The organism is Halorubrum sp. 48-1-W, assembly GCF_003287355.1.
GTDB lineage: Archaea > Halobacteriota > Halobacteria > Halobacteriales > Haloferacaceae > Halorubrum.
On the sequence record NZ_QMIM01000011.1, the window covers coordinates 51,627 to 70,707 of the forward strand.

Sequence of the window (19,081 nt, forward strand, 5' to 3'; positions counted from 1 at the left end):
CCGATACCGACGCCGGTCCGCGACCGATGTCGCCGAACGACGGGTCCCGGCCGAGGGGGGAGTCTCGGCCGAACCGACCGCCCCGCTACGATCGCATCCGATCGATCAGCCCCTCCTCGGAGAAGTCGACCTCGAGCGTCGTATCGAAGAGCCGAGCGTACGCGTCGGCGACCGCCCGCGAGTAGTCCCCGTCCCCGGTCGCCGTCACGGGCGCGGCGGTCACGCTCGGGTCCGTGTCCGGGAGGAGCACGTCGGCGTCGTCGGACGGGCGGGCGTCGTCGGTTCCGACGTCGGTCCCGCGGGACACCGCGACCGTGGCGTCGACGCTCGCGCCCACGTCGGCGATCCGTCCGTGGAGTCGCTGGAGCGCGTCGCGACCGTGTGGGGTCGCGGGGCGGACCGCGGCGACGGCGTCGGCAGTCGTGACCGCCGCGACCGCCTCGTTCGACGCCACCGGCGACGCGTCGACGACCACCGCGTCGTAGGCGGTCGCTGTCTCGTCGATCCGCCGTTCGAGTTTGCGCGCTGCCTCGGACGTTTTCGCGCGGGCGACCCGCTCGAACGGGGCGCGGGCGGGGACGACGTCGGCACGACCCGGGAGGGGCCCGGCGTCCGCCTCCCGACCGTCGGAGCGACCGTCGACCGCGATCGGGAACGTCGCTGTCGACAGGGACGCGCCGGCCTCGTCGGTCAGGAGCGTCGTGAGGTCGGTTCCGATCCGGCCGTTGACGTACTCGGAGAGCCCCTGCGTCGCGAACGCGGCGTCCACGACCGCCACGTCTCGACCGCCGCGTGCCCCGACCGTCGCCAGTTCGACGGCCGTCCGTGTCGTTCCCGCGCCGCCGGTCGCGCCGACCAGCGCGAGCGTCGTCGCTTGCATACGCGCACCTGACCGGTCCGGCGAATAATTCCTTCGAACGACGGCCGCTCAGTCGGCGATCGCCGCCGCGATCCCGTCGAGTTCGTCGTCCGAGAGGTCGGGTCGGGCCCCGCCGACCGCGTGGATGGGCGCGCCGCCGTCGCCCTCGAACCGCGGGATGACGTGCGCGTGGACGTGCGGCACCTCCTGGCCGGCCGCCTCGCCGTCGTTGATCCCCACGTTCGCCGCGTCGGCGTCGACCGCCGCCTGGATCCGGGGGGTGAGCTCGGCGACCGCGTCGAAGAGGACGCTCGCGCGGTCGGCGTCGAGGTCGCCGACGCGGGCCACGTGCGTCTTCGGGATCACGAGGGTGTGACCGCGCGCGAGCGGGTTGGCGTCGAGGAACGCCACCACCTCGTCGGTCTCGTACACCGTCCGCGCCGGGACGTCGCCGGCGACGATCGAACAGAAGATACAGTCGTCGGACATACCGGAGGGGTCGACGCCGCGACGTATCAAGGTTTCCCGGCGCCGCGGTCGGCTCCGCTCACCGGACCGTTTCACGGCTCGTCGACGTCCGCACGAAGGGTTCCGCCGACGACGAGCGCCGCTCCGATGATCACGAGGTTCTTGATGATGTACTGCCCCTCGACGGTCAGTTCGTGGGGGAACGTCGCGAACACGACCTCGGGCAGGAGGACGACCGGGAGGAAGGTGCCGGGCATCTGGAGGAACAACAGGAGGATCCCGACCCGAATGAGGGGCCGGTACAGGAGACACAGCCCGATGAGGACCTCCCAGACGCCGAGGACCGGGACGAACAGCTCGGCGGGCACCACGTACACGGTGGCGGCGACCAGCTCCGCGGCCGGACTCCCGCCGATCACTTTCAGCCCGCCGAACCAGACGAACACGATCCCGAGCGCCACGCGGAGCGTCGGGATCCCGAACCGACGCATCTGGCGGGTTATTTCACGGTCGACGCGATCGAAACGGTCCCGGACCGCGTCGAGCCGGTCGGTCCCCGCCGCGTCGGCGGCCTCGCCCTCGCCGCGTACGGTCCCTGAAGCAGGCATGGTGGGTGTAGACAGGTAGGGTTCCGATACGGATAAACACTCGGCAGAAGGGCTGAAACGCCCGTAAAAGACATTTTCGATCGTGAATGAACCGGGTCAGTCGTCCGCGTCCGGAAACGGGACCTCGAGCAGTTCGCCGTCGTCGGGGAGGAGACACTCGCCGTCGAACGCCTCCCGGGCGTCCCGCAAGATCGGCGAGGCGTCGCCGGCGTATCGCGAGGAGACGTGAACGAGCGCGAGCCGTTTCGCGGCGGCGCGTTGGGCGATCCTGCCCGCCTCCCGGCCAGTCGAGTGGGCCGTGTCGCGGGCGCGGTCGGCCATGTCGTCGGCGAAGGTGGCGTCGTGAACGAGCAGGTCGGCGTCCTCCGCGACCTCGACGGTTCGCTCCCGCGGACGGGTATCGGCGGTGTACACGAGTTTCCGGCCCGGCCGCTGTGGGCCGACGACCTGCTCGGGTTCGACGACGGTACCGTCCTCGAGTTCGACGGACTCCCCGGAGTGGAGCCGCCCGAACGCCGGCCCGACCGGGACGCCGAGCTCCTCGGCTCTCGGCCGGTCGAACCGCCCCGGGCGGTCGTCCTCTGTGAGGACGTACCCCTGTGATCTGGTCCGGTGTGTGGTCTCGAAGGCGCGGACTTCGTAGCCGTCGGCCGAGAGCGCGAGTTCCCCGGGGGTGACCTCCTCGATCCGGACCGGGAACCCCGGCTGGTGGCCCGCCGCGTGGACGAGGTCACGGAGGTCGTCGCCGGTGTCCGGCGGGCAGTGGACGAACAGCGGCTCGGTCCGGTCGTTGAACCCGAGCGTCTGGACCAGCCCGGGGATCCCGAGGACGTGGTCGCCGTGGAGGTGGGAGACGAACAGGCGGTCGATCCCGAAGCCGGTGCCGGCCCGCATCATCTCGCGTTGGGTTCCCTCGCCGCAGTCGAACAGCAGCCGGTCGCCCTCGCGGTTGACGAACAGGGCGCTCGGCGCGCGCTCGGTGGTGGGGACGGCACCGCCCGTCCCGAGGAACGTGACGCGAAGGGACATATCCGCCCTGCGGCCGGCGGGGGTAAACTCCTTTCGAGCCGTGGTCGCGGGAGGGAGGGCGATCGCCTCACGGGTGAGGCGGTCCCGTCACCACCGGCGGTCGACACCGACATGTGGCCGCAGTCCCGACTGGGGGTATGTACGACTCGATCGCCGCACTCGTCCGACAGGAGGGCTGGCGGGCGGAGGGGGCCGCCGCCCGCGTCCACTACGACGGCGGCGGCGACCGGTTCGCCGTGGAGTTCTACGCCGACGCCGACCGCGTCCTCTACTGGACCGTTCCGGACGCGGCGACCGAAGGGGACGACACCGCCGCACCGGTCCCGCGCGGGAGCGTCCCGGACCCGCTCCGTCGGCGGATCCGAGCGGACCTCGACACAGCGGGGGTCGATCCGGGCGTGGAACGGCGAAGCGTGTGATCGATCCACCAGGCGCTGGCGATAGCGGCCGTTCTTTCCGATTCGTATCGGCCCGTATCGATCCGAAGGAAACCCACTTGACTCGTGGACCGGTAGGGTAGGTGATGAGTGGGGCCGAGTGGGACGAGGACGACCCGTTCGAAGAGCAGCGCGCGGAGGTCGAGAACCCGATGAAGCGGCTGTTCCTCGAGTACGGCCGGCCGTACCTCCCGCAGGTGACGGTGGGGGTCGTCGCCAGCGTCTTCGCGCGGTTGCTCGATCTCCTCCCGCCGCTCATGTTGGGGATCGCCATCGACGCCGTGTTCTACGGTGACGCACCCTTCAGCGAGCAGATCCCGCTCGTCCTCCTGCCGGACGCGTGGCTCCCGACGGGCCGGACCGAGCAGTTCTGGTTCACGGTCGCCGTCATCGCCGGCGCGTTCGCGCTCGGCGCGGCGTTCCACTGGGTCCGCAACTGGGGGTTCAACGCGTTCGCCCAGCACATCCAACACGACGTCCGGACCGACACCTACGACCGGATGCAGCGGCTGAACATGGAGTTCTTCTCGGACAAACAGACCGGCGAGATGATGTCGATCCTCTCGAACGACGTGAACCGCCTCGAGCGGTTCCTGAACGACGGGATGAACTCGCTGTTCCGGCTGTCCGTGATGGTCGTCGGCATCGGCGGGCTCCTGCTATGGATCAACCCACAGCTGGCGCTCGTGGCGCTTTTACCCGTCCCGGTCATCGCGGGGTTCACGTACGTCTTCATCCGGACGATCCAGCCGAAGTACGCCGCGGTTCGCTCCTCCGTCGGGAAGATGAACTCCCGGCTGGAGAACAACCTCGGCGGCATCCAGGTGATCAAGTCCGCGAACACGGAACCGTACGAGTCCGACCGCGTCGACGACGTCTCGATGGAGTACTTCGACGCCAACTGGGGGGCGATCCGGACCCGGATCAAGTTCTTTCCGGCGCTACGGGTGCTCGCGGGCATCGGCTTCGTGTTCACCTTCGTCGTCGGCGGGTTGTGGGTGTTCCAGGGGACCGCGCCGGGCCCGTTCTCCGGCGACCTCTCCGTCGGGATGTTCGTCGTGTTCATCCTCTACACCCAGCGGTTCATCTGGCCCATGGCGCAGTTCGGCCAGATCATCAACATGTATCAGCGCGCCAGGGCCTCCTCGGAGCGGATCTTCGGGCTGATGGACGAGCCCTCGAAGCTCGAGCAGGACGCGGACGCCCCGGACCTCGTCGTCGACGATGGCGACGTGATCTACGATGGCGTGACCTTCGGCTACGACGACGAGCCGATAATCCGGGACGTCGACTTCGCCGTCGAGGGCGGCGAGACGCTCGCGCTCGTCGGCCCGACGGGGGCCGGCAAGTCGACCGTGCTCAAGCTCCTGCTCCGGATGTACGACGTCGACGAGGGGGCGATCCGGATCGACGGCCAGGACGTGGGCGAGGTCACGCTGCGGTCGCTGCGGCGGTCGATCGGCTACGTCGGGCAGTCCTCGTACCTGTTCTACGGGACCGTCCGCGAGAACATCACCTACGGGGCCTTCGACGCGACCGACGAGGAGGTCCGCGAGGCCGCGAAGGCCGCGGAGGCGCACGCGTTCGTCGAGAACCTTCCCGACGGCTACGACACGATGGTCGGCGAGCGCGGCGTAAAGCTCTCTGGCGGCCAGCGTCAGCGGATCACCATCGCCCGCGCGGTGCTCAAGGACCCGGAGGTCCTCGTGTTGGACGAGGCCACCTCGGACGTCGACACGGAGACCGAGATGCTGATCCAGCGGTCGATAGACCGGCTCACCGCCGACCGGACGACGTTCGCGATCGCCCACCGGCTCTCGACGATCAAGGACGCGGACACCATCCTGGTGTTGGAAGGCGGCGAGGTCGTCGAGCGCGGCACCCACGACGAGCTGTTGGAGAACGCCGGCCTATACGCGCACCTCTGGGGCGTTCAGGCCGGCGAGATCGACGAGCTCCCACAGGAGTTCATCGACCGAGCCCAAGAGCGGACGGCGCGCGTGCTCGAGGACGCGGAGAGCGACGACTAACGACTCGGAGGACCGACTGGGAGCGACTAGCCGGCGATCCGGGCCGACTGCGAACGACTAGCTGGCGATCCGGGCCGACCTCACGGCGACAGCGGGCTCCAGTCGCCCGTCTCGACCCCGACGTCGTTCGCGTCCGGATCGACCGGGGCCCCGGATCCGTCGACCCCGACCACGCCGAGGATCGCGTCCCGGACCTGCCGCGGGTCGCGGAACGACGCCACGTCGGCACGGCGTAACACCTCCTCCAGCCGGTCGGTGCCGTCGGCGTGTTCGAGTTCGAACCCGCCGTACTGCTCTATGAGTTCCTCCTTCGTCACCGGGTATGCGTGCTCGCGGAGCGCCGGTTTCAGCGGGCCGAAGACCACGCCGTAGACGGCCCGCGAGGCGACTTCGTCGTCGGGCATACCTGCCGATCCACGCGCGACGAATTAAGTACCGGGGCCGAGGCAGGGGGCAAGTCGGGTCCCGGGCGGGCGCGGCGTCGACCGTCGACTATACGGGGCCGGTCGACGCAGGGAGGGTATGCGACTCGCGGACGCGACCTGGACCGACGTGCGGGACGCCGACGTCGACGTGGCGCTCCTTCCCGTCGGCAGCACCGAACAGCACGGCCCCCACGCGCCGCTCGGCACCGACACGCTGAACGCGGTCGCCGTCGCGGAGGCTGCCGCAGCGGCGTACGACGCGGAGCCGCGGGGCGGCGTCGCCGACGGCGTCCCCCGCGGCGAGGCGCTCGTCGGCCCCCCGATCCCCGTGGGCGTCGCCGAGGAGCACCGCGCGTTCGACGGGACGATGTGGGTGAGCCCCGAGGCCTTCCGGGCGTACGTCCGGGAGGCGGCGGCCTCGCTTCCGGCACACGGCGTCGACCGCGTCGTGTTCGTGAACGGCCACGGCGGGAACGTCGAGGCGCTCGCGGAGGTCGCCCGGCGCTTCTCGCGGGACCCCGCACACGACGGCTACGGCGTGGCGTTCACCTGGTTCGAGGCGGTCGGCGAGCACGCGGGCGACATGGGCCACGCAGGGCCGCTGGAGACGGCGCTCCTTCGCGCGACGAACCCCGCGCTCGTCCGCGAGGACCGCGTCGACGACGCGTGCGACGGCGGGAGCGACCGCTGGGGCGAGTGGGTCTCGGGCGTCAACCTCGCGCACGACTCCGACGAGTTCACCGACAACGGCGTCGTCGGCGACCCGACCGCGGGCGACGCGGCGCGCGGGCGGGAGCTCCTCGAGCGGGCGAGCGACGCGCTCGCCGAACTGGCGCGGGCGGTCGCGGACCGGGAGGAGCGGTCCGACCGCGAGTGAACGCGACGGCTCGAACCGTTCGGCGACCGGCTCAGATAACGTCGTCGGGGTCGTGAGCCACGCGCATCCGTCGCGCCTCCGTGGCGTACCGCTCGCGTAGCTCCGGGTCGTCGACGGAGCCGAGCTCCCCCGGGCCGGCCTCGACGGCGGCGGTGGTGTCCCGGACGTCCGAGAAGGACGTGAGCGCGCGCTCCTTCCGGAAGTACTGCGTTCCGTCGGGCGTGGCGTACGTCAGGATCACCACGTTCTGCTCGTCGTCGGAGTACGTCCGCTCGACCAGCCAGACGCGAACGTCCTCCGTGGTTGATTCCACCATACCCGGTGTTTCGGACCCACGAAACATAAACGAGGGAGGGTCTTCCCGCTCGAAGGGGACGGGAGGCTCGAAACGGGAGAGCTACTCGTCGTCGTCCACAGCGTCCTGGAGCGCGCCGCGGATCGCGGGGATCGTCCCGGTGAGCGAGCCGACCTCCTCGGCAGCTGACTCGATGTCGCCCACGAGCGACTCCAGGTCGGCGATCTCGCTCTCGAGGTCGTCGGCGTCCTCGAAGGCGTCGGCGCGCGCGCCGAGGACGTACGCCTTCTTCGCCGACCGGACGTGATCGATCGCGTCGCCGACGTCGAGAGCGGATTTGAGCCCGTTGAGCGCGCCGAGCACGTTCTCGGCGTCGGTCACCCACACGTCGTCGGGGTCCGGTAGCTCCTCGCGGGCGGCTGCGAGGTGCTCTTCGACCTCCGCGCGGGTCTCCGCCGCGGCCTCCCCGAACAGGTCGTCGTCGTCGAACGTGGACTGGCTCATGCGGGGACCGTCGTCCCGACGGGCTTTATATTCGAGCCCGAAAGCGAAAGTGAAATCCGTCGATCGCGGGGCCCTCCGTGAGATCGACGGCGACGTGGGACGGGATCGACGGCGACGTGGGACGGGATCGACGGCGACGTGGGACGATCAGAACCGTCCGAGGAGTTCGAGGGTCACGAGGAGGATCGCGAGCGTCAGGAATCCGGCAAGGGTCGCGAGCGTGCGGAGCCACGGCAGTACCACCTCGGCGTCCGGGATCGTCGCGATGAGGGGACGGGGCGCGCGACGGTCGGCGTCGTTCTCGCTCATGATCGCCCCTCGTCGCGGCGACCACAAGAACTCGACTATGAGGGAACCGTCCGGGATCGGAGCGAGACGGAGAGTTCGGGAGCGATACGGAGGAGTACGTATCCCCCGGGAAGCCCCGTCGTCTACGCGATCTTCTCGTACTGTTCGGAGAGCTTCTCGGCGGCCTCGTCGAGGAGGTCGGCCTCGTACTCGTCGAGCTCCCACTCGATCACCTCCTCGACGCCGTTCGAGCCGAGCTTCGCGGGCACGCCGAGGGCGGTGTCGTCGTAGCCGTACTCCCCGTCGAGCACGACCGAGCAGGGGAGCACCTCGCCGGTGTCCTCCAAGATCGCCTCGACGGTGTGGGCGACGCCGGTGGCGGGCCCCCACTGGGTCGCACCCTTCCGGCTGATGACGTCCATCGCGGACTCCTGGAGGTCCGCGAGGATCTCCTCCCGCTCGTCGGCGTCGAATTCGGGGTCCCGGCCGTTGACGCGCACCTTCGAGAAGACCGGTGCCTGCGCGTCGCCGTGCTCGCCGAGGATCGTCGCCTCGACGTTCTTGACGGGCGCGTCGAACCGCTCGGAGAGGACGTAGCGGAAACGTGCGGAGTCGAGCCGGCCGCCGAAGCCGACCACCTTGTGGCGGTCGCGGTCGCCCGCCTCGTAGAGGTGACGGTTCAGCAGGTCGACCGGGTTGGAGGTGGTGACGGTGACGAAGTCGTCGTTGTGCTCGGAAAGTGACGAGCCGATGTCCTCCATGATGGGCGCGTTGTCGCCGGCGAGGTCGATCCGGGTCTGTCCCTCCTTTCGGGGGATCCCGGCCGTGATCACGACGACGTCGGAGCCGGCGGTGTCCGCGTACTCGCCCTGTCGGACGGTCGTGTTCGAGTCGTAGGCGACGCCGTGGTTCGTGTCGGCTGACTGGCCGATCGTCGTCTCGCGCTGGTCCGGAATGTCGACGAAGACGAGCTCGTCGACCACGTCGCGCAGTGCGAGGTTGTAGCCGGCCGCGGCCCCGACGGTCCCCGCTGCGCCGATCACACTGACTTTTGTCATACCACCTGATACCGGGACCGGGCAGTGAGTAAACGTTTCGGAACCCGTGGGGACCCGTGGCACGTGTGTGGCGTGGGTGTCGGTGGTGGGTGACGTGGACGGCGCGTCACGAAAACGCTAACTCCGGCGGCCGCACACGGGAACCCGTGCCGACGTTCCGCTACCCGTGTCCCGGTTGCCGGACGACCAACAGCCTCCACGACGCCGACTGCGACTTCGAGGGCGTGAGCTGGCCCACCGTCGAGAAGGCGTACACGGACCTGCTCGCGGTCCTCACCGCCGAGCCCGACGGGCTGTCCGAGTCGGCCCTCCGCGAGGCCGTCGACGACGAGTGGAGCGGGCTCCACAAGGCCGGGTTAGGCGCGCTCGAACGCGAACAGCGGGTCGTCCGCGAGGACGACCGCCTCCGCCTGCTCACCGCCGCGGAGTTCAAGGAGCTCGTTTCGGAGCCGACCCGCGAGCCGATGCGGACCGTCTACGAGCGCGGCTCCGTCCCCGGCTGTCACGACAACGCCGTCTTCGCGATGGTCGCGTGGTACGAGATGGTCGGGCTCTCCTGGCCGGAGACCAAGGAGAACGTCGTCGAGTGGCTCCGCACCTCCGGCGCGTGGGACCGCGGCGGCTTCGAGGAGTCCACCCCGGAGGAGCTCGTCGAGGCGAAACGCCACGTGTACGACGCGGGATACGGCTGGAAGGAGAAGGGACAGGCGGCGAAACGCGTCATCGAACGACACGGCTGACGCCCGCCCGTTTAACACCCGGGAGAACGTTTCACGACCGTGACACACCCCGAGGCGGGAACAGCGTCGATCGGGGGCGCGGGATCCGACGGTCCGGACCCCGACGACCCGGAACCCGGCGGGGACGACTCGGGACCCGGCGGGGACGACCCGACGACGGCCCCGTCCGGGGAAGACGCCGACCACGGCGTGGCCAACCCGCGGCGCGCGCTCGCGGTCGTGGTCGGCGTCGTGTTCATCGACCTCGTCGGCTTCGGGATCGTGATCCCGATCCTCCCCTTCTACGTGCGATCGTTCGGCGTCAGCGACGCGTACATCGGGCTGTTGGCCGCGTCGTACTCGCTCGCGCAGTTCCTCGCCGCGCCCGCGCTCGGCCGACTCTCCGACCGGATCGGTCGCCGACCCGTCCTGCTCGCGTCGCTTTCGGCCGCCGGGGTCGCGTGGGTGACGTTCGGCTACGCCGGCGAGTCGGGCGCGCGGTTCGGGACGACGGCCGCGCTCGCGACGCTCTTCGCCTCCCGGGGGCTCGCGGGGGCGATGGGCGGCAACATCGCCGCTGCGCAGGCGTACGTCGCCGACATCACCCCGCGCGACCGACGGGCTGGCGCGCTCGGGCTGGTCGGCGCGGCGTTCGCGCTCGGCTTCGTCTTCGGCCCGGCGATCGGCGGGCTCCTCGCTGCCGACCCGGTCGTGGCCCGCGCCGACGCGCTCTTTCCCGCGTTCGTCCCGGCGACCCCGTACTCGCTCCCGAGTTTCGCCGCAGCCGGGATGAGCTTCCTCGCGGTCGGGGTCGGCGCCCTCCTCTTGGAGGAGCCGAACCGGGACCGGTCGCGGGACCGGCGAACGACCGCGGTCGGCCAGTTCCGCGACGCGCTCGCGTCCCCTGCGCTCCGGCCGCTCACGGTCGCGTACTTCGTCGTCGCCGTCGCGTTCGCGGGCGTCCAGGTGATGTTCATCCCGTACGTCGCCGACCGGTTCGGGTACGACGCGACCGCCGCGGCGTTCCTGCTCACCTACGTGGGCGTCCTCGGCGCGGTGAACCAGGGCGTGCTCGTCGGACGGCTCTCCCGGATCGTTCCCTCGCGGACCCTCGTGGCCGCCGGCGCGGGGGTCCTCGCGTGCGCGCTCGCAGTGCTCCCGGCGACCGCGGGGGTCGGCCGGAGGATCGACCTCGGCGGTCCGGCGTGGCTCACGGTCCCGCTCGTCGCGCTACTCGTCGCCCTCGCGGGGCTGTCGCTCGGGAACGCCCTCGTGAACGTCTCGCTGGCGACGCTGGTCTCGACGTCGGCCGACGACGCGGGCCAGGGCGCGGCGTTCGGCGTCACGCAGGGCGCGGCGAGCCTCGGACGGACCGTCGGCCCGCCGGTGATGGCCGTCCTCTACACGGTCGCCGTCGCGTCGCCGTTCCTCGCGGGCGCGGCGCTCCTGGTCCCGGTCGCCGTCGCCTTCGGGCGACGCGCTGTGGAGTGAAGACGCCGAACCGACGGACGGGGGGAACTACACGACAGCTTTAGGCTGGGCGTCTCCGTCGTACCGGGCGTATGGTCCCCCTCCCCGCGTGGCCCGCCGTCGGGTCGCTCGCCGGCGGGGTCGGCGCGCTCGCGCTCGCGTGGGCGATCCGTCGTCACCGCGGCCGGCCGGGCGTCGACTGGTTCCTCGGCGTGTTCGCGGCGCAGGCGACGTGGTGTCTCTCCTACGGGGTCGCCCTGCTCGTCGACGACCCGACGCTTCGGGTCGTCCTGGAGGCGACAACGTGGCTCGGTATCGTCTGGACGGGGATCGCCTTCCTCGGGTTCGCGCTCGAGTACACCGGGCGCAGCGACGTGGTCCGGAGCCGCCCCTTCGCCGCCGTCGTCGGGTTCGGGCTCCTCTCGACGGTCGTTCTCGCGACGAACCCGTTCCACGGCGCGTTCTGGACGGGGCTCCGGTTCGACCCGGTCTTCGGCGTCTCGGCCGTCTCGTACGCCTTCGGCCCGTGGGCGTACCTCGTCGTCGCCGTCGAGTCGGTCCTCGTCGCGAGCGCGGTCTTCCTGCTCGTCGACACCCTGCTCAGCTACGGGCCCCTCTACCGGCGCGAGAGCACGGCGGTGGCGTTGAGCTCGCTGCCGCCGGGGTTCGCCCTCGTCGCCTGGACGCTCGGAGCGGGACCGGTGTCACAGCTCCAGTTCGCGCCCCTCATGTTCGTCCCGCACGTGCTACTCGACGCGTACGCGTTCAACCGCGCGGAGATGTTCGACCGGAACCCGACCACCAGCCGCACAGCAGAACGCACGGCGATCGACGACCTGGCAGACCCCGTCGTGGCGCTCGCGCTCGATCACCGGGTCGTCCGGCTCAACCCCGCCGCCGAGACGGTGCTCGGCGTCGACGCCGAAACCGCCCGCGAACGCCCGTTCTCGGCGTTCCTCGACGTGCCGGTGACCGTCGACGAGGACGCCGAGATAACCGTCGACGCCGGCGGTCGACGTCGCACCTACGCGGTGTCGACCTCACGGCTGGCCGACCCGAACGGGACCCACGTCGGGTACACCGTCGTCCTCTCGGACGTCACCGAGCGCGAGCGCCGCCGCCAACAACTGGAGGTGCTCAACCGGGTCCTCCGGCACAACCTCCGCAACGACGCCGGCCTCGTCCACGGGTACGGCGAACTGCTCGTCGACCGGCTCGACGACCCCGAACTCGTCCGGATGGCCGACGCGATCGAGCGACGATCGGGGGCGCTGACTGCGCTCGGCGAGAAGGCCGGCACCGTCGAGTCGCTGCTCGCCGACGCCGACCCCGTCGCGATCGACGCCGCCGACGTCGTCGAGGGGGCCGTCGCCGACGCGCGCGAGCGCGACCCGGACGCGGCCGTCGACCTCACGATCGACGTGGGCGAGGAGGGAGGGGGAGAAGCGGCGGGGACGGGAGGAACGGGAGAAGCGGAGGGAGCGGAAGGAGGGAACGTGGCGGGCGGACCGACCGCCCGGCTCAGGCCCGACGCGCTTCGGGCGGTCGTCGTGAACACCGTCGAGAACGCGCTCGAGCACCACGACGGCGCGGGCACCGAACGCGAGGACGGCGGCGCGTGGGTCCGGGTGACGCTCCGACGCGAGGGCGTGGAACGCGACGAGGGTCCCGCCGGTGGCGACCGGCTCGTCCTCGTCGTCGAGGACGACGGTCCCGGGATCCCCGACCACGAGGTGAGCGCGGTCGAGTCCGGCCAGGAGACCGCGCTCGAACACGGCTCGGGGCTCGGGCTGTGGGTCGTCGAGTGGGCCGCCGGCGCGCTGGGTGCCGACGTGGCGTACGCCGACCGCGACCCGCGCGGGACGCGGGTGGCGGTGGAGATGCCGATCGAGAGCGATCTATAACGCCCGCGCCTCGCCGTACGCCTGTGCCTTCAGGCGGTCGTAGCGTTCTCGTGAGTCGAGAACCCACTTGTATTCGAAGCCCGGGGGCGGGTTCCCCATCCAGTCGAGAAAAGCGGGAGATTCCGGGCGTGAGAATCGGATCTCTCCCCGTTGGAAACCGGGATCGAACCCGTGACTCCGGAACAGATCGAGAAGGAATTCGGATCGATTCGACTCGGTTCGTACTCGGATCGTGGCTCGTGGCGTTCGATCGCGATCGACGTCGAGACAGCCCTCGGAAATGTACCAAAATTTTACTATTTCCAGGTCGGACAGACCGCGTTAGTCACTTTGTATTCTCGGAGCTAGCATGAACGTAACGTTCCCGAGCCCCTCAGCGAACCCGTAGTGGAGCTTGACGGGGAACTCCTCGCCGAGCTCGACGGTGACCTCGGCGTCGCCGGGGATCGCCTTGTTCATGTCCTTGAGGTAGTCGAGGCTGAAAAGCGAGTCCGCGGGGCCGGCGGTGAGCGCGATGAGGTCCTCGCGGGCGAGTTCCAGGTCGACGTCGTCGGTGTCGCCCTCGGCCTCGATGAGGAACGTCTCGGCGGCCTCGTCGACGCGCAGGCGGATGTGGTCGGAGACCATGTCGGCGGCTTTCACGCCGCGGTCGAGCTGGGCCCCCTCGACGACGATCTCGGCGGGGAGATCGAGCTCGGGGATGTCCGGCTCCTGGCGGATGGAGTCCGGGTCGATGAGCGCGAGGGTGTACGAGAGCCCGTCCGTCTCGATGTGGAGCTTGCGGGTCTCCTCGTCGAGTTCGAGGTGGATCAGGTCCCCGGAGTTGGCCATGCCGGCGATGTCCTCGAGGCGGGCGAGGTTGACGCCGATGACGCCGCCGTCGGCCTCGTAGGACTCGAACGCGGCGGCCTCGAGGGTGAGATCGACCATGCCGACGTTCGCGGGGTCGACCGCGCGGATCGAGAGCGCCTCCTCGTTCAGGCGGATCTTACACTCGTCGACCAGCACGCTCACCGAATCGAGCGCGTCCTGTAGCGTCGACGCGCTCACGATGGCCTTGAACATATACGCCCGACTAGGGTGGTATCCCCTAAAAAGGCACCCAATCCGAGCGCGTCGGGACGGGGCGCCCGGGGCGTCTGCCCGATGTGCTCGGCTCAGACGAGCGGCTCGACGAGTTCCCGGCCCGCCGCCAGCAACGACTCGACGCGCTCGTCGCTGTCGGCCTCGGCGTACACCCGCAACTTCGGCTCGGTCCCCGAGGGGCGGACGAGCAGCCAGGATCCGTTCTCCAGGAGGAGCTTGAAGCCGTCGAGCGTGACGACCTCGGCGACCGCGTGCCCGTCGACGGACTCGGGGATGTGCGCTTCCAACTCGTCGAGGACGCCCGCCTTCCGGTCGTCGGGACAGTCGAGCGAGACCTTCCCGGCGACGATCCGGCCGTGTTCCGCGAGCAGGCGGTCGACGCGGGCGTCGAACGGCTCCGCGACGGCGGCGTCGGCCGCGAGTAGCCCCATCAACACGCCGTCCTTCTCGCGGACGTGCCCCCGCACGGAGAACCCCCCGGACTCCTCGCCGCCGAACAGCGCGTCGTGTTCGCCCATCGCCTCGGCGACCCACTTGAACCCGACCGGCGTCTCGTACACCGCCTCGCCGTGTGCCTCCGCGATCCGGTCGACGAGGAACGTCGTCGAGACGGTCCGGACCGCCGGGCCGGAGTCGTCCTCCAGCAGGCGGTCGTAACAGGCGACGTAGAACAGGTTCGCGTCGAGGACGCCGCGTTCGGGCGTCACCACCGCGACTCGGTCGGAGTCGCCGTCGTTGGCGACCCCCAGGTCGACGTCGGTGCCGGGGTCGGTGACGAGGTCGGCCAGCTCCTCGAGGTGCTCCGCGCTGGGCTCCGGGGGCTCGCCGCCGAACGTCGGATCCCGGCCACAGCGCAGACGGCGCACCTCCGCGCCGGCCGACTCGAGCAGGGCGTCCGTGACTCCGCGGCCGCTGCCGTACATCGCGTCGTACGCGACCGTGAGCCCGTCGAGGTCGGCGTCGACGAGGTCGCGGGCCGCCTCCGCGTGTGGGGTCACGAAGTCGTGTCGGCGGACCTCGCCGTGTTCCTCCTCGGGGAGGAGGTCCGGTTCCGCGAGCCGCGCGACGACGTCCTCGGTCACGTCGGGGAGCGCGGGGGCCCCGTCGCTGGGGATGAACTTCACGCCGTTGTATTCGGGCGGGTTGTGGGAGGCGGTCACCATACACGCGCCCGCGAGCCCCTCCGCGACGATGGCGTACGCGACGAGCGGGGTGGGGACGTCGCGCTCGGGGATCAACACGTCGAAGCCGTTCCCCGAGAGCACCTCCGCGAGGCTCTCCGCGAACCCCTCCGAGGTCTCGCGGGCGTCGTAGCCGACGGCGACCGGCTCGTCGTGGCCCGCCGCCGTGAGATGGTCGGCGACCGCCTGTCCCACGATCCGCACACGGTCGTCGGTGAAGACGTCGAGGGTCGCTCGCCAGCCGTCCGTGCCGAAAGATATCTCGTCCATGTTCGTCCCTCGGATGCCGGGACCATAACGTCCGGTGTCGCCTGCGAACCTTGCGTGGGCGAGTCGACGGGGCCGATCCGGTGAGAGTCGACGGGGCCGATCCGGTGAGAGACGAGAGCAGACCTCTCGCGTACAACCGACGCTACGCGCCGGCGACGAGGGCGAGGAATCGTGAGGTGCGGGGCCGTGTCGGGTGCGCTTCGCGAGCGTTCTCCGCGGAAGGATCGGTCTCGTCCCGAACGGCTCGAGGAACCCACCGTAACACGACGAGCGGACTACGCCGTCCACCTGATCTCGTACTCGAGTTCGTACCGCTGTTCGCCGGTCTCCGAATCCGTGAGTCGTTCGAGTTCGACTTCGAACCGAGGTCGCTCCGGGACGGTTACGTGCCGTTCTTCCGCGTCGCTCACTAACGTGACGTCGCCCGTTTCGACCTGCTCAGCCGCGTCGCGTAACGCTTCGGCGATCTCCGTTCTCGACACCTGTTTTTCGGTTTTGAACAGCTCTTCTTCGGGCATCAGTTCCGACTACGAACCCAACTGTCATATAGCCAATCGTTGATCCCGGACCGAGAGGACCGATCGACACGGCTCGGATACCCTACGGCGAACCGCCCCCGTTTTTGCCGCCACACCCCGAACCCGCGGTATGACACGGATCGTCGCGATCTCCGGCAGCCGAAGCGGAGCGAGCACGACGCGGGCCGCCCTCCGGGTCGCGCTCGGCGCCGCGGCCGACGTCGGCGCCGAGACCGACCTGATCGACCTCGGTCGGGTCGAGCTCCCGTTGTACCACCCCGACGAGGACGAGCAAGGCGACAGCGAGCGGCTCACACGGCGGGTCAGGGAGGCCGACGGGGTCCTCGTCGGCACGCCGGTGTATCACGGCTCCTACTCCTCGACGTTCAAGAACTTCCACGACTTCTGTGGCTCCGAAGAGTACGAGGACACCGCGGTGGGGCTGCTCGCCACCGCCGGCGGGGGTTCGTACGGCGGCACGCTCGAACACCTCCGATCGACGTTCCGGAACGTCCACGCGTGGACCGTCCCCCACGAGGTCGGGATCCGCGGGGCCTCCTCGGAGATCGACGAGGAGGGACGGATCCGCGACGGGGACCTGCGACGGCGGACAGAACAGCTCGGCCGCGTCGTCACCGAACACGCCGAGCGGATGCGGGAGTGACTTCTCCCACGACTACAGTCGTGGGCTTCCCTCACTGAGGGTAACCCGGAACGGGACCCGTCCGGACACGACCGTTTAATTGACTCCGCTCCGTTCCACGAGGAATGAACGATCTGACAGGCGCCCAACAGTCGATCGCGACCTCCGCGAACCCGTCCGCGGAGTTCGATCGGCTGTCGCCGAGCCGGCGACGGGAGGTGTTCTTTCTGCTTCCGGAGACGATGCGACGGGCCCTCGTCGAGGACCTCGACGACGAACGGCTGGGCCGGTTCGTCAACCGGCTCGACCCCGACGAGGTGGCGGACGTGCTCGGGCTCGCGGACGAAGCGAGACGGGAGACGGTGCTCCGGCGGCTCGAGGAGGATCGCCGCAGGAAAGTCGAGTTCCTGCTCGAGTTCGGCCCGGAGAGCGCGGCCGGCCTCATGCGGCTCAACTACGTCACCGTCGACGTCGACCGCGACCTCGACGTCGTCGCGAGCAGGGTCCAGCGACACGAGGAGCGTACCGGCGAGTTCCCGACGATCCTGCTCACCGAGGGCGAGGAGCTCCTCGGCGAGCTTCCGGGACAGGTGCTCGCGATGGACCACGGGGGGACCGTCGACCTCCGGGGGCACGTCCTCGAGCTTCCGGTCGTCGCCTACGACACCCCCCAGGAGTCCGTCGTCGACGTGTTTCGGGAACATCCGGAAAGCACGGTCGCGGTGTTGAACGACGACCGGACCGTTATGGGGGTCATCCACGCCGAGGACCTCCTCCGCGTCGTCGAGGAGAGTGCGGCCGGCACGCTCTACGAGTTCACGGGCGTCAGGAAGGAGGAGAGCATCCTCGACGGCCCGGTCTCGAAGATCCGGTACCGGTACAAGTGGTTGATAATCAACCTCGGGACGGCGTTCCTCGCAGCCGGGATGGTCGGCGTCTTCGAGGACACCATCCAGGCGTTGACGCTACTCGCGGTGTACATGCCGGTCGTCGCCGGGATGGGCGGGAACGCGGGCACGCAGTCGATGGCCGTGACCGTCCGCGGGATCGCCCTCGAGCAGATCTCGCTGGCGACCGGGAGTCGTGCCGTGGTCAACGAGGTGATCGCGGGGGCCGCGAACGGGCTCATCACGGGCGTGCTCGTCGCGATCATCGCGTCGGTGTTCAACCAGAGCCCGCTTCTCGGGCTCGTCCTCGGCGTCTCGATGGTGTTGAACCTCGTCATCGCGGGCTTCTTCGGGACGCTCATCCCGTTGCTACTCGACCGGATCGACAAGGACCCCGCGACGTCGGCGACCATCTTCATCACGACGATGACCGACGTGCTCGGGTTCTTCGTCTTCCTCGGGCTGGCGCGAGCCGTGCTGATGTGAAGCGGACGCGTCGGGGGGCCCTACGACACGTCGTCGTCGGCACCCAACAACTCGACCAGCAACGCGTTCTGGGCGTGCATCCGGTTCTCCGCCTGTTCCCACACCAGGGCACGGTCGGACTCGAGCACGTCGTCCGTGATCTCCTCGCCGCGGTGGGCGGGCAGACAGTGCATCACCGTCGCGTCGGTGCCGGCGAGGAGGTCGGCGTTCACCTGGAAGCCGTCGAAGGCGGCCAGCTTCTCGTGGCGCTCGTCCTCCTGGCCCATCGAGATCCACACGTCGGTGTAGACGACGTCGGCCCCGTCGACGACCGCCTCCGGGTCCGTCGTCGGCTCCACGTCCGCGCCGAAGGCGGCCGCCCGCTCGAACACCCCGGGGTCCATCCCGTAGTCGGCGGGGGTGGCCACCCGCACGTCGATGCCGGCCATCGCCGCGCCGACGACGAAGGACTGACCCACGTTGTTGCCGTCGCCGACCCACGCCACGGTCGCGTCCTCGCCGACCGACTCCCGGATCGTGAGCAGGTCGGCGAGCGTCTGGCAGGGGTGGGCCTCGTCGGTGAGCCCGTTGATCACTGGGCAGTCGGCGTGCTCGGCGAGCGTCTCGACGTCGGCGTGGTCGAACAGCCGCGCCATCACGACATCGACGTAGCGACCGAGCACGCGGGCGGTGTCCCGAAGCGGCTCGCCGTGGCCGAGATGGACGTCGTCGGGGCCGAGGAACATCGCGTGGCCGCCGAGCCGCGTCATCCCCGTCTCGAAGGAGATCCGCGTCCGCGTCGAGGGTTTCTCGAAGATCATCCCGAGCGTGGTGTCGGGGAGCCGCGGGTCGGTTTCGCCCGCCTTCATCGCTGTCGCGCGATCGAGCAGGGCGTCCAGTTCGGCTGGCGTCACGTCGTCGATGTCGAGGAAGTCGTCGGTAGCGAGTGGCATGTGGGTTCGTGGATGTGGTGGGTACGGGTGGCGTCGTTCGTCGGGTTCGAGTCGGTCGGATCGGCCGGATCAGGTTCGGTAGCGTCGGTCCCGTCGAGATGGGTGCG

At 70.0% G+C, this 19,081-nt stretch carries 21 protein-coding genes; 8 read left to right on the forward strand and 13 right to left on the reverse strand.

What is annotated here, in order from left to right; translation table 11 throughout:
• Positions 1–85: 85 nt before the first annotated feature.
• From DQW50_RS05915 to rnz, 4 genes are all read right to left on the reverse strand, one after another.
• Complete coding sequence (locus DQW50_RS05915; RefSeq protein ID WP_112078366.1) at positions 86–880, reverse strand: AAA family ATPase; 795 nt, start codon at positions 878–880, stop codon at positions 86–88.
• Between the two features lie 48 nt (positions 881–928).
• Entirely contained in the window at positions 929–1,348 is a 420-nt protein-coding gene (locus DQW50_RS05920; protein ID WP_112078367.1) for an HIT family protein, read from the reverse strand.
• A gap of 71 nt (positions 1,349–1,419) precedes the next feature.
• Complete coding sequence (locus tag DQW50_RS05925; protein ID WP_112078368.1) at positions 1,420–1,935, reverse strand: DoxX family protein; 516 nt, start codon at positions 1,933–1,935, stop codon at positions 1,420–1,422.
• Between the two features lie 96 nt (positions 1,936–2,031).
• On the reverse strand, positions 2,032–2,964 hold the full coding sequence (gene rnz, locus DQW50_RS05930) for a ribonuclease Z (RefSeq protein WP_112078369.1): 933 nt from the start codon (positions 2,962–2,964) through the stop codon (positions 2,032–2,034).
• Positions 2,965–3,101: 137 nt separating this feature from the next.
• Here rnz and DQW50_RS05935 point away from each other — a divergent pair, with 137 nt between their 5' ends.
• Together DQW50_RS05935 and DQW50_RS05940 are read left to right on the forward strand one after the other, a co-directional pair.
• Positions 3,102–3,383 carry a hypothetical protein gene (locus DQW50_RS05935; protein ID WP_112078370.1) on the forward strand — a complete coding sequence of 94 codons (282 nt, stop codon included), beginning with the start codon at positions 3,102–3,104 and terminating at the stop codon, positions 3,381–3,383.
• Positions 3,384–3,487: 104 nt separating this feature from the next.
• Complete coding sequence (locus DQW50_RS05940) at positions 3,488–5,431, forward strand: ABC transporter ATP-binding protein (RefSeq protein WP_112078371.1); 1,944 nt, start codon at positions 3,488–3,490, stop codon at positions 5,429–5,431.
• An 80-nt stretch (positions 5,432–5,511) separates the two neighbouring features.
• On the opposite strand, the gene DQW50_RS05945 is transcribed toward DQW50_RS05940, so the two are convergent.
• The gene (locus DQW50_RS05945; protein WP_112078372.1) at positions 5,512–5,835 is read right to left on the reverse strand and encodes a hypothetical protein; all 324 of its coding nucleotides are present in this window, start codon (positions 5,833–5,835) and stop codon (positions 5,512–5,514) included.
• Between the two features lie 118 nt (positions 5,836–5,953).
• Here DQW50_RS05945 and DQW50_RS05950 point away from each other — a divergent pair, with 118 nt between their 5' ends.
• The gene (locus DQW50_RS05950) at positions 5,954–6,733 is read left to right on the forward strand and encodes a creatininase family protein (RefSeq protein ID WP_112078373.1); all 780 of its coding nucleotides are present in this window, start codon (positions 5,954–5,956) and stop codon (positions 6,731–6,733) included.
• Between the two features lie 31 nt (positions 6,734–6,764).
• On the opposite strand, the gene DQW50_RS05955 is transcribed toward DQW50_RS05950, so the two are convergent.
• From DQW50_RS05955 to mdh, 4 genes are all read right to left on the reverse strand, one after another.
• Positions 6,765–7,049, reverse strand: a complete 285-nt coding sequence (locus tag DQW50_RS05955) for a hypothetical protein (protein WP_112078374.1) — start codon at positions 7,047–7,049, stop codon at positions 6,765–6,767.
• Between the two features lie 81 nt (positions 7,050–7,130).
• Entirely contained in the window at positions 7,131–7,532 is a 402-nt protein-coding gene (locus DQW50_RS05960; RefSeq protein ID WP_112078375.1) for a DUF5790 family protein, read from the reverse strand.
• Positions 7,533–7,679: 147 nt separating this feature from the next.
• Complete coding sequence (locus tag DQW50_RS17820) at positions 7,680–7,841, reverse strand: hypothetical protein (protein WP_157964848.1); 162 nt, start codon at positions 7,839–7,841, stop codon at positions 7,680–7,682.
• Positions 7,842–7,963: 122 nt separating this feature from the next.
• Positions 7,964–8,878, reverse strand: a complete 915-nt coding sequence (gene mdh / locus DQW50_RS05965) for a malate dehydrogenase (RefSeq protein ID WP_112078376.1) — start codon at positions 8,876–8,878, stop codon at positions 7,964–7,966.
• Positions 8,879–9,024: 146 nt separating this feature from the next.
• Between mdh and DQW50_RS05970 the strand changes: the two genes are divergently transcribed.
• The 3 genes from DQW50_RS05970 to DQW50_RS05980 all read left to right on the forward strand — a co-directional run bounded on the left by DQW50_RS05970 (position 9,025) and on the right by DQW50_RS05980 (position 12,971).
• Positions 9,025–9,618, forward strand: coding sequence for a hypothetical protein (locus DQW50_RS05970; RefSeq protein WP_112078377.1), 594 nt, complete (start codon positions 9,025–9,027; stop codon positions 9,616–9,618).
• Between the two features lie 39 nt (positions 9,619–9,657).
• Entirely contained in the window at positions 9,658–11,088 is a 1,431-nt protein-coding gene (locus DQW50_RS05975; RefSeq protein ID WP_394338572.1) for an MFS transporter, read from the forward strand.
• Between the two features lie 71 nt (positions 11,089–11,159).
• Complete coding sequence (locus DQW50_RS05980; protein ID WP_112078378.1) at positions 11,160–12,971, forward strand: histidine kinase N-terminal 7TM domain-containing protein; 1,812 nt, start codon at positions 11,160–11,162, stop codon at positions 12,969–12,971.
• Positions 12,972–13,292: 321 nt separating this feature from the next.
• Here DQW50_RS05980 and DQW50_RS05985 read toward each other — a convergent pair whose 3' ends face one another.
• The 3 genes from DQW50_RS05985 to DQW50_RS05995 form a co-directional block, all read right to left on the reverse strand.
• Positions 13,293–14,036, reverse strand: coding sequence for a DNA polymerase sliding clamp (locus DQW50_RS05985; protein WP_112078379.1), 744 nt, complete (start codon positions 14,034–14,036; stop codon positions 13,293–13,295).
• Between the two features lie 92 nt (positions 14,037–14,128).
• Positions 14,129–15,508, reverse strand: coding sequence for a phosphoglucomutase/phosphomannomutase family protein (locus DQW50_RS05990; RefSeq protein WP_112078380.1), 1,380 nt, complete (start codon positions 15,506–15,508; stop codon positions 14,129–14,131).
• A gap of 275 nt (positions 15,509–15,783) precedes the next feature.
• The gene (locus DQW50_RS05995; RefSeq protein WP_112078381.1) at positions 15,784–16,026 is read right to left on the reverse strand and encodes an amphi-Trp domain-containing protein; all 243 of its coding nucleotides are present in this window, start codon (positions 16,024–16,026) and stop codon (positions 15,784–15,786) included.
• A 130-nt stretch (positions 16,027–16,156) separates the two neighbouring features.
• Between DQW50_RS05995 and DQW50_RS06000 the strand changes: the two genes are divergently transcribed.
• Entirely contained in the window at positions 16,157–16,690 is a 534-nt protein-coding gene (locus DQW50_RS06000) for an NADPH-dependent FMN reductase (RefSeq protein WP_112078382.1), read from the forward strand.
• Positions 16,691–16,794: 104 nt separating this feature from the next.
• Positions 16,795–18,042: a magnesium transporter gene (locus DQW50_RS06005; protein WP_112078383.1), complete on the forward strand. Its 1,248-nt coding sequence runs from the start codon at positions 16,795–16,797 to the stop codon at positions 18,040–18,042.
• Between the two features lie 20 nt (positions 18,043–18,062).
• Here the strand turns inward: DQW50_RS06005 and argF are convergent, their stop codons facing one another.
• Positions 18,063–18,974 (reverse strand): ornithine carbamoyltransferase, encoded by a 912-nt coding sequence (gene argF / locus DQW50_RS06010; RefSeq protein WP_112078384.1) that lies wholly within the window; start codon positions 18,972–18,974, stop codon positions 18,063–18,065.
• Positions 18,975–19,081: the final 107 nt, after the last annotated feature.

What these genes read in the sequence shown, in the direction of transcription:
- DQW50_RS05980 (WP_112078378.1), top strand. Translation starts at nt 11,160, where the DNA reads ATGGTCCCCCTCCCCGCGTGGCCCGCCGTCGGGTCGCTCGCCGGCGGG.
- DQW50_RS05925 (WP_112078368.1), bottom strand. Translation starts at nt 1,935, where the DNA reads ATGCCTGCTTCAGGGACCGTACGCGGCGAGGGCGAGGCCGCCGACGCG.
- DQW50_RS05955 (WP_112078374.1), bottom strand. Translation starts at nt 7,049, where the DNA reads ATGGTGGAATCAACCACGGAGGACGTTCGCGTCTGGCTGGTCGAGCGG.
- DQW50_RS05995 (WP_112078381.1), bottom strand. Translation starts at nt 16,026, where the DNA reads ATGCCCGAAGAAGAGCTGTTCAAAACCGAAAAACAGGTGTCGAGAACG.
- argF (WP_112078384.1), bottom strand. Translation starts at nt 18,974, where the DNA reads ATGCCACTCGCTACCGACGACTTCCTCGACATCGACGACGTGACGCCA.
- DQW50_RS05920 (WP_112078367.1), bottom strand. Translation starts at nt 1,348, where the DNA reads ATGTCCGACGACTGTATCTTCTGTTCGATCGTCGCCGGCGACGTCCCG.
- rnz (WP_112078369.1), bottom strand. Translation starts at nt 2,964, where the DNA reads ATGTCCCTTCGCGTCACGTTCCTCGGGACGGGCGGTGCCGTCCCCACC.
- DQW50_RS05950 (WP_112078373.1), top strand. Translation starts at nt 5,954, where the DNA reads ATGCGACTCGCGGACGCGACCTGGACCGACGTGCGGGACGCCGACGTC.
- DQW50_RS05940 (WP_112078371.1), top strand. Translation starts at nt 3,488, where the DNA reads ATGAGTGGGGCCGAGTGGGACGAGGACGACCCGTTCGAAGAGCAGCGC.
- DQW50_RS06000 (WP_112078382.1), top strand. Translation starts at nt 16,157, where the DNA reads ATGACACGGATCGTCGCGATCTCCGGCAGCCGAAGCGGAGCGAGCACG.
- DQW50_RS05990 (WP_112078380.1), bottom strand. Translation starts at nt 15,508, where the DNA reads ATGGACGAGATATCTTTCGGCACGGACGGCTGGCGAGCGACCCTCGAC.
- DQW50_RS06005 (WP_112078383.1), top strand. Translation starts at nt 16,795, where the DNA reads ATGAACGATCTGACAGGCGCCCAACAGTCGATCGCGACCTCCGCGAAC.
- DQW50_RS05985 (WP_112078379.1), bottom strand. Translation starts at nt 14,036, where the DNA reads ATGTTCAAGGCCATCGTGAGCGCGTCGACGCTACAGGACGCGCTCGAT.
- DQW50_RS17820 (WP_157964848.1), bottom strand. Translation starts at nt 7,841, where the DNA reads ATGAGCGAGAACGACGCCGACCGTCGCGCGCCCCGTCCCCTCATCGCG.
- mdh (WP_112078376.1), bottom strand. Translation starts at nt 8,878, where the DNA reads ATGACAAAAGTCAGTGTGATCGGCGCAGCGGGGACCGTCGGGGCCGCG.
- DQW50_RS05935 (WP_112078370.1), top strand. Translation starts at nt 3,102, where the DNA reads ATGTACGACTCGATCGCCGCACTCGTCCGACAGGAGGGCTGGCGGGCG.
- DQW50_RS05945 (WP_112078372.1), bottom strand. Translation starts at nt 5,835, where the DNA reads ATGCCCGACGACGAAGTCGCCTCGCGGGCCGTCTACGGCGTGGTCTTC.
- DQW50_RS05960 (WP_112078375.1), bottom strand. Translation starts at nt 7,532, where the DNA reads ATGAGCCAGTCCACGTTCGACGACGACGACCTGTTCGGGGAGGCCGCG.
- DQW50_RS05915 (WP_112078366.1), bottom strand. Translation starts at nt 880, where the DNA reads ATGCAAGCGACGACGCTCGCGCTGGTCGGCGCGACCGGCGGCGCGGGA.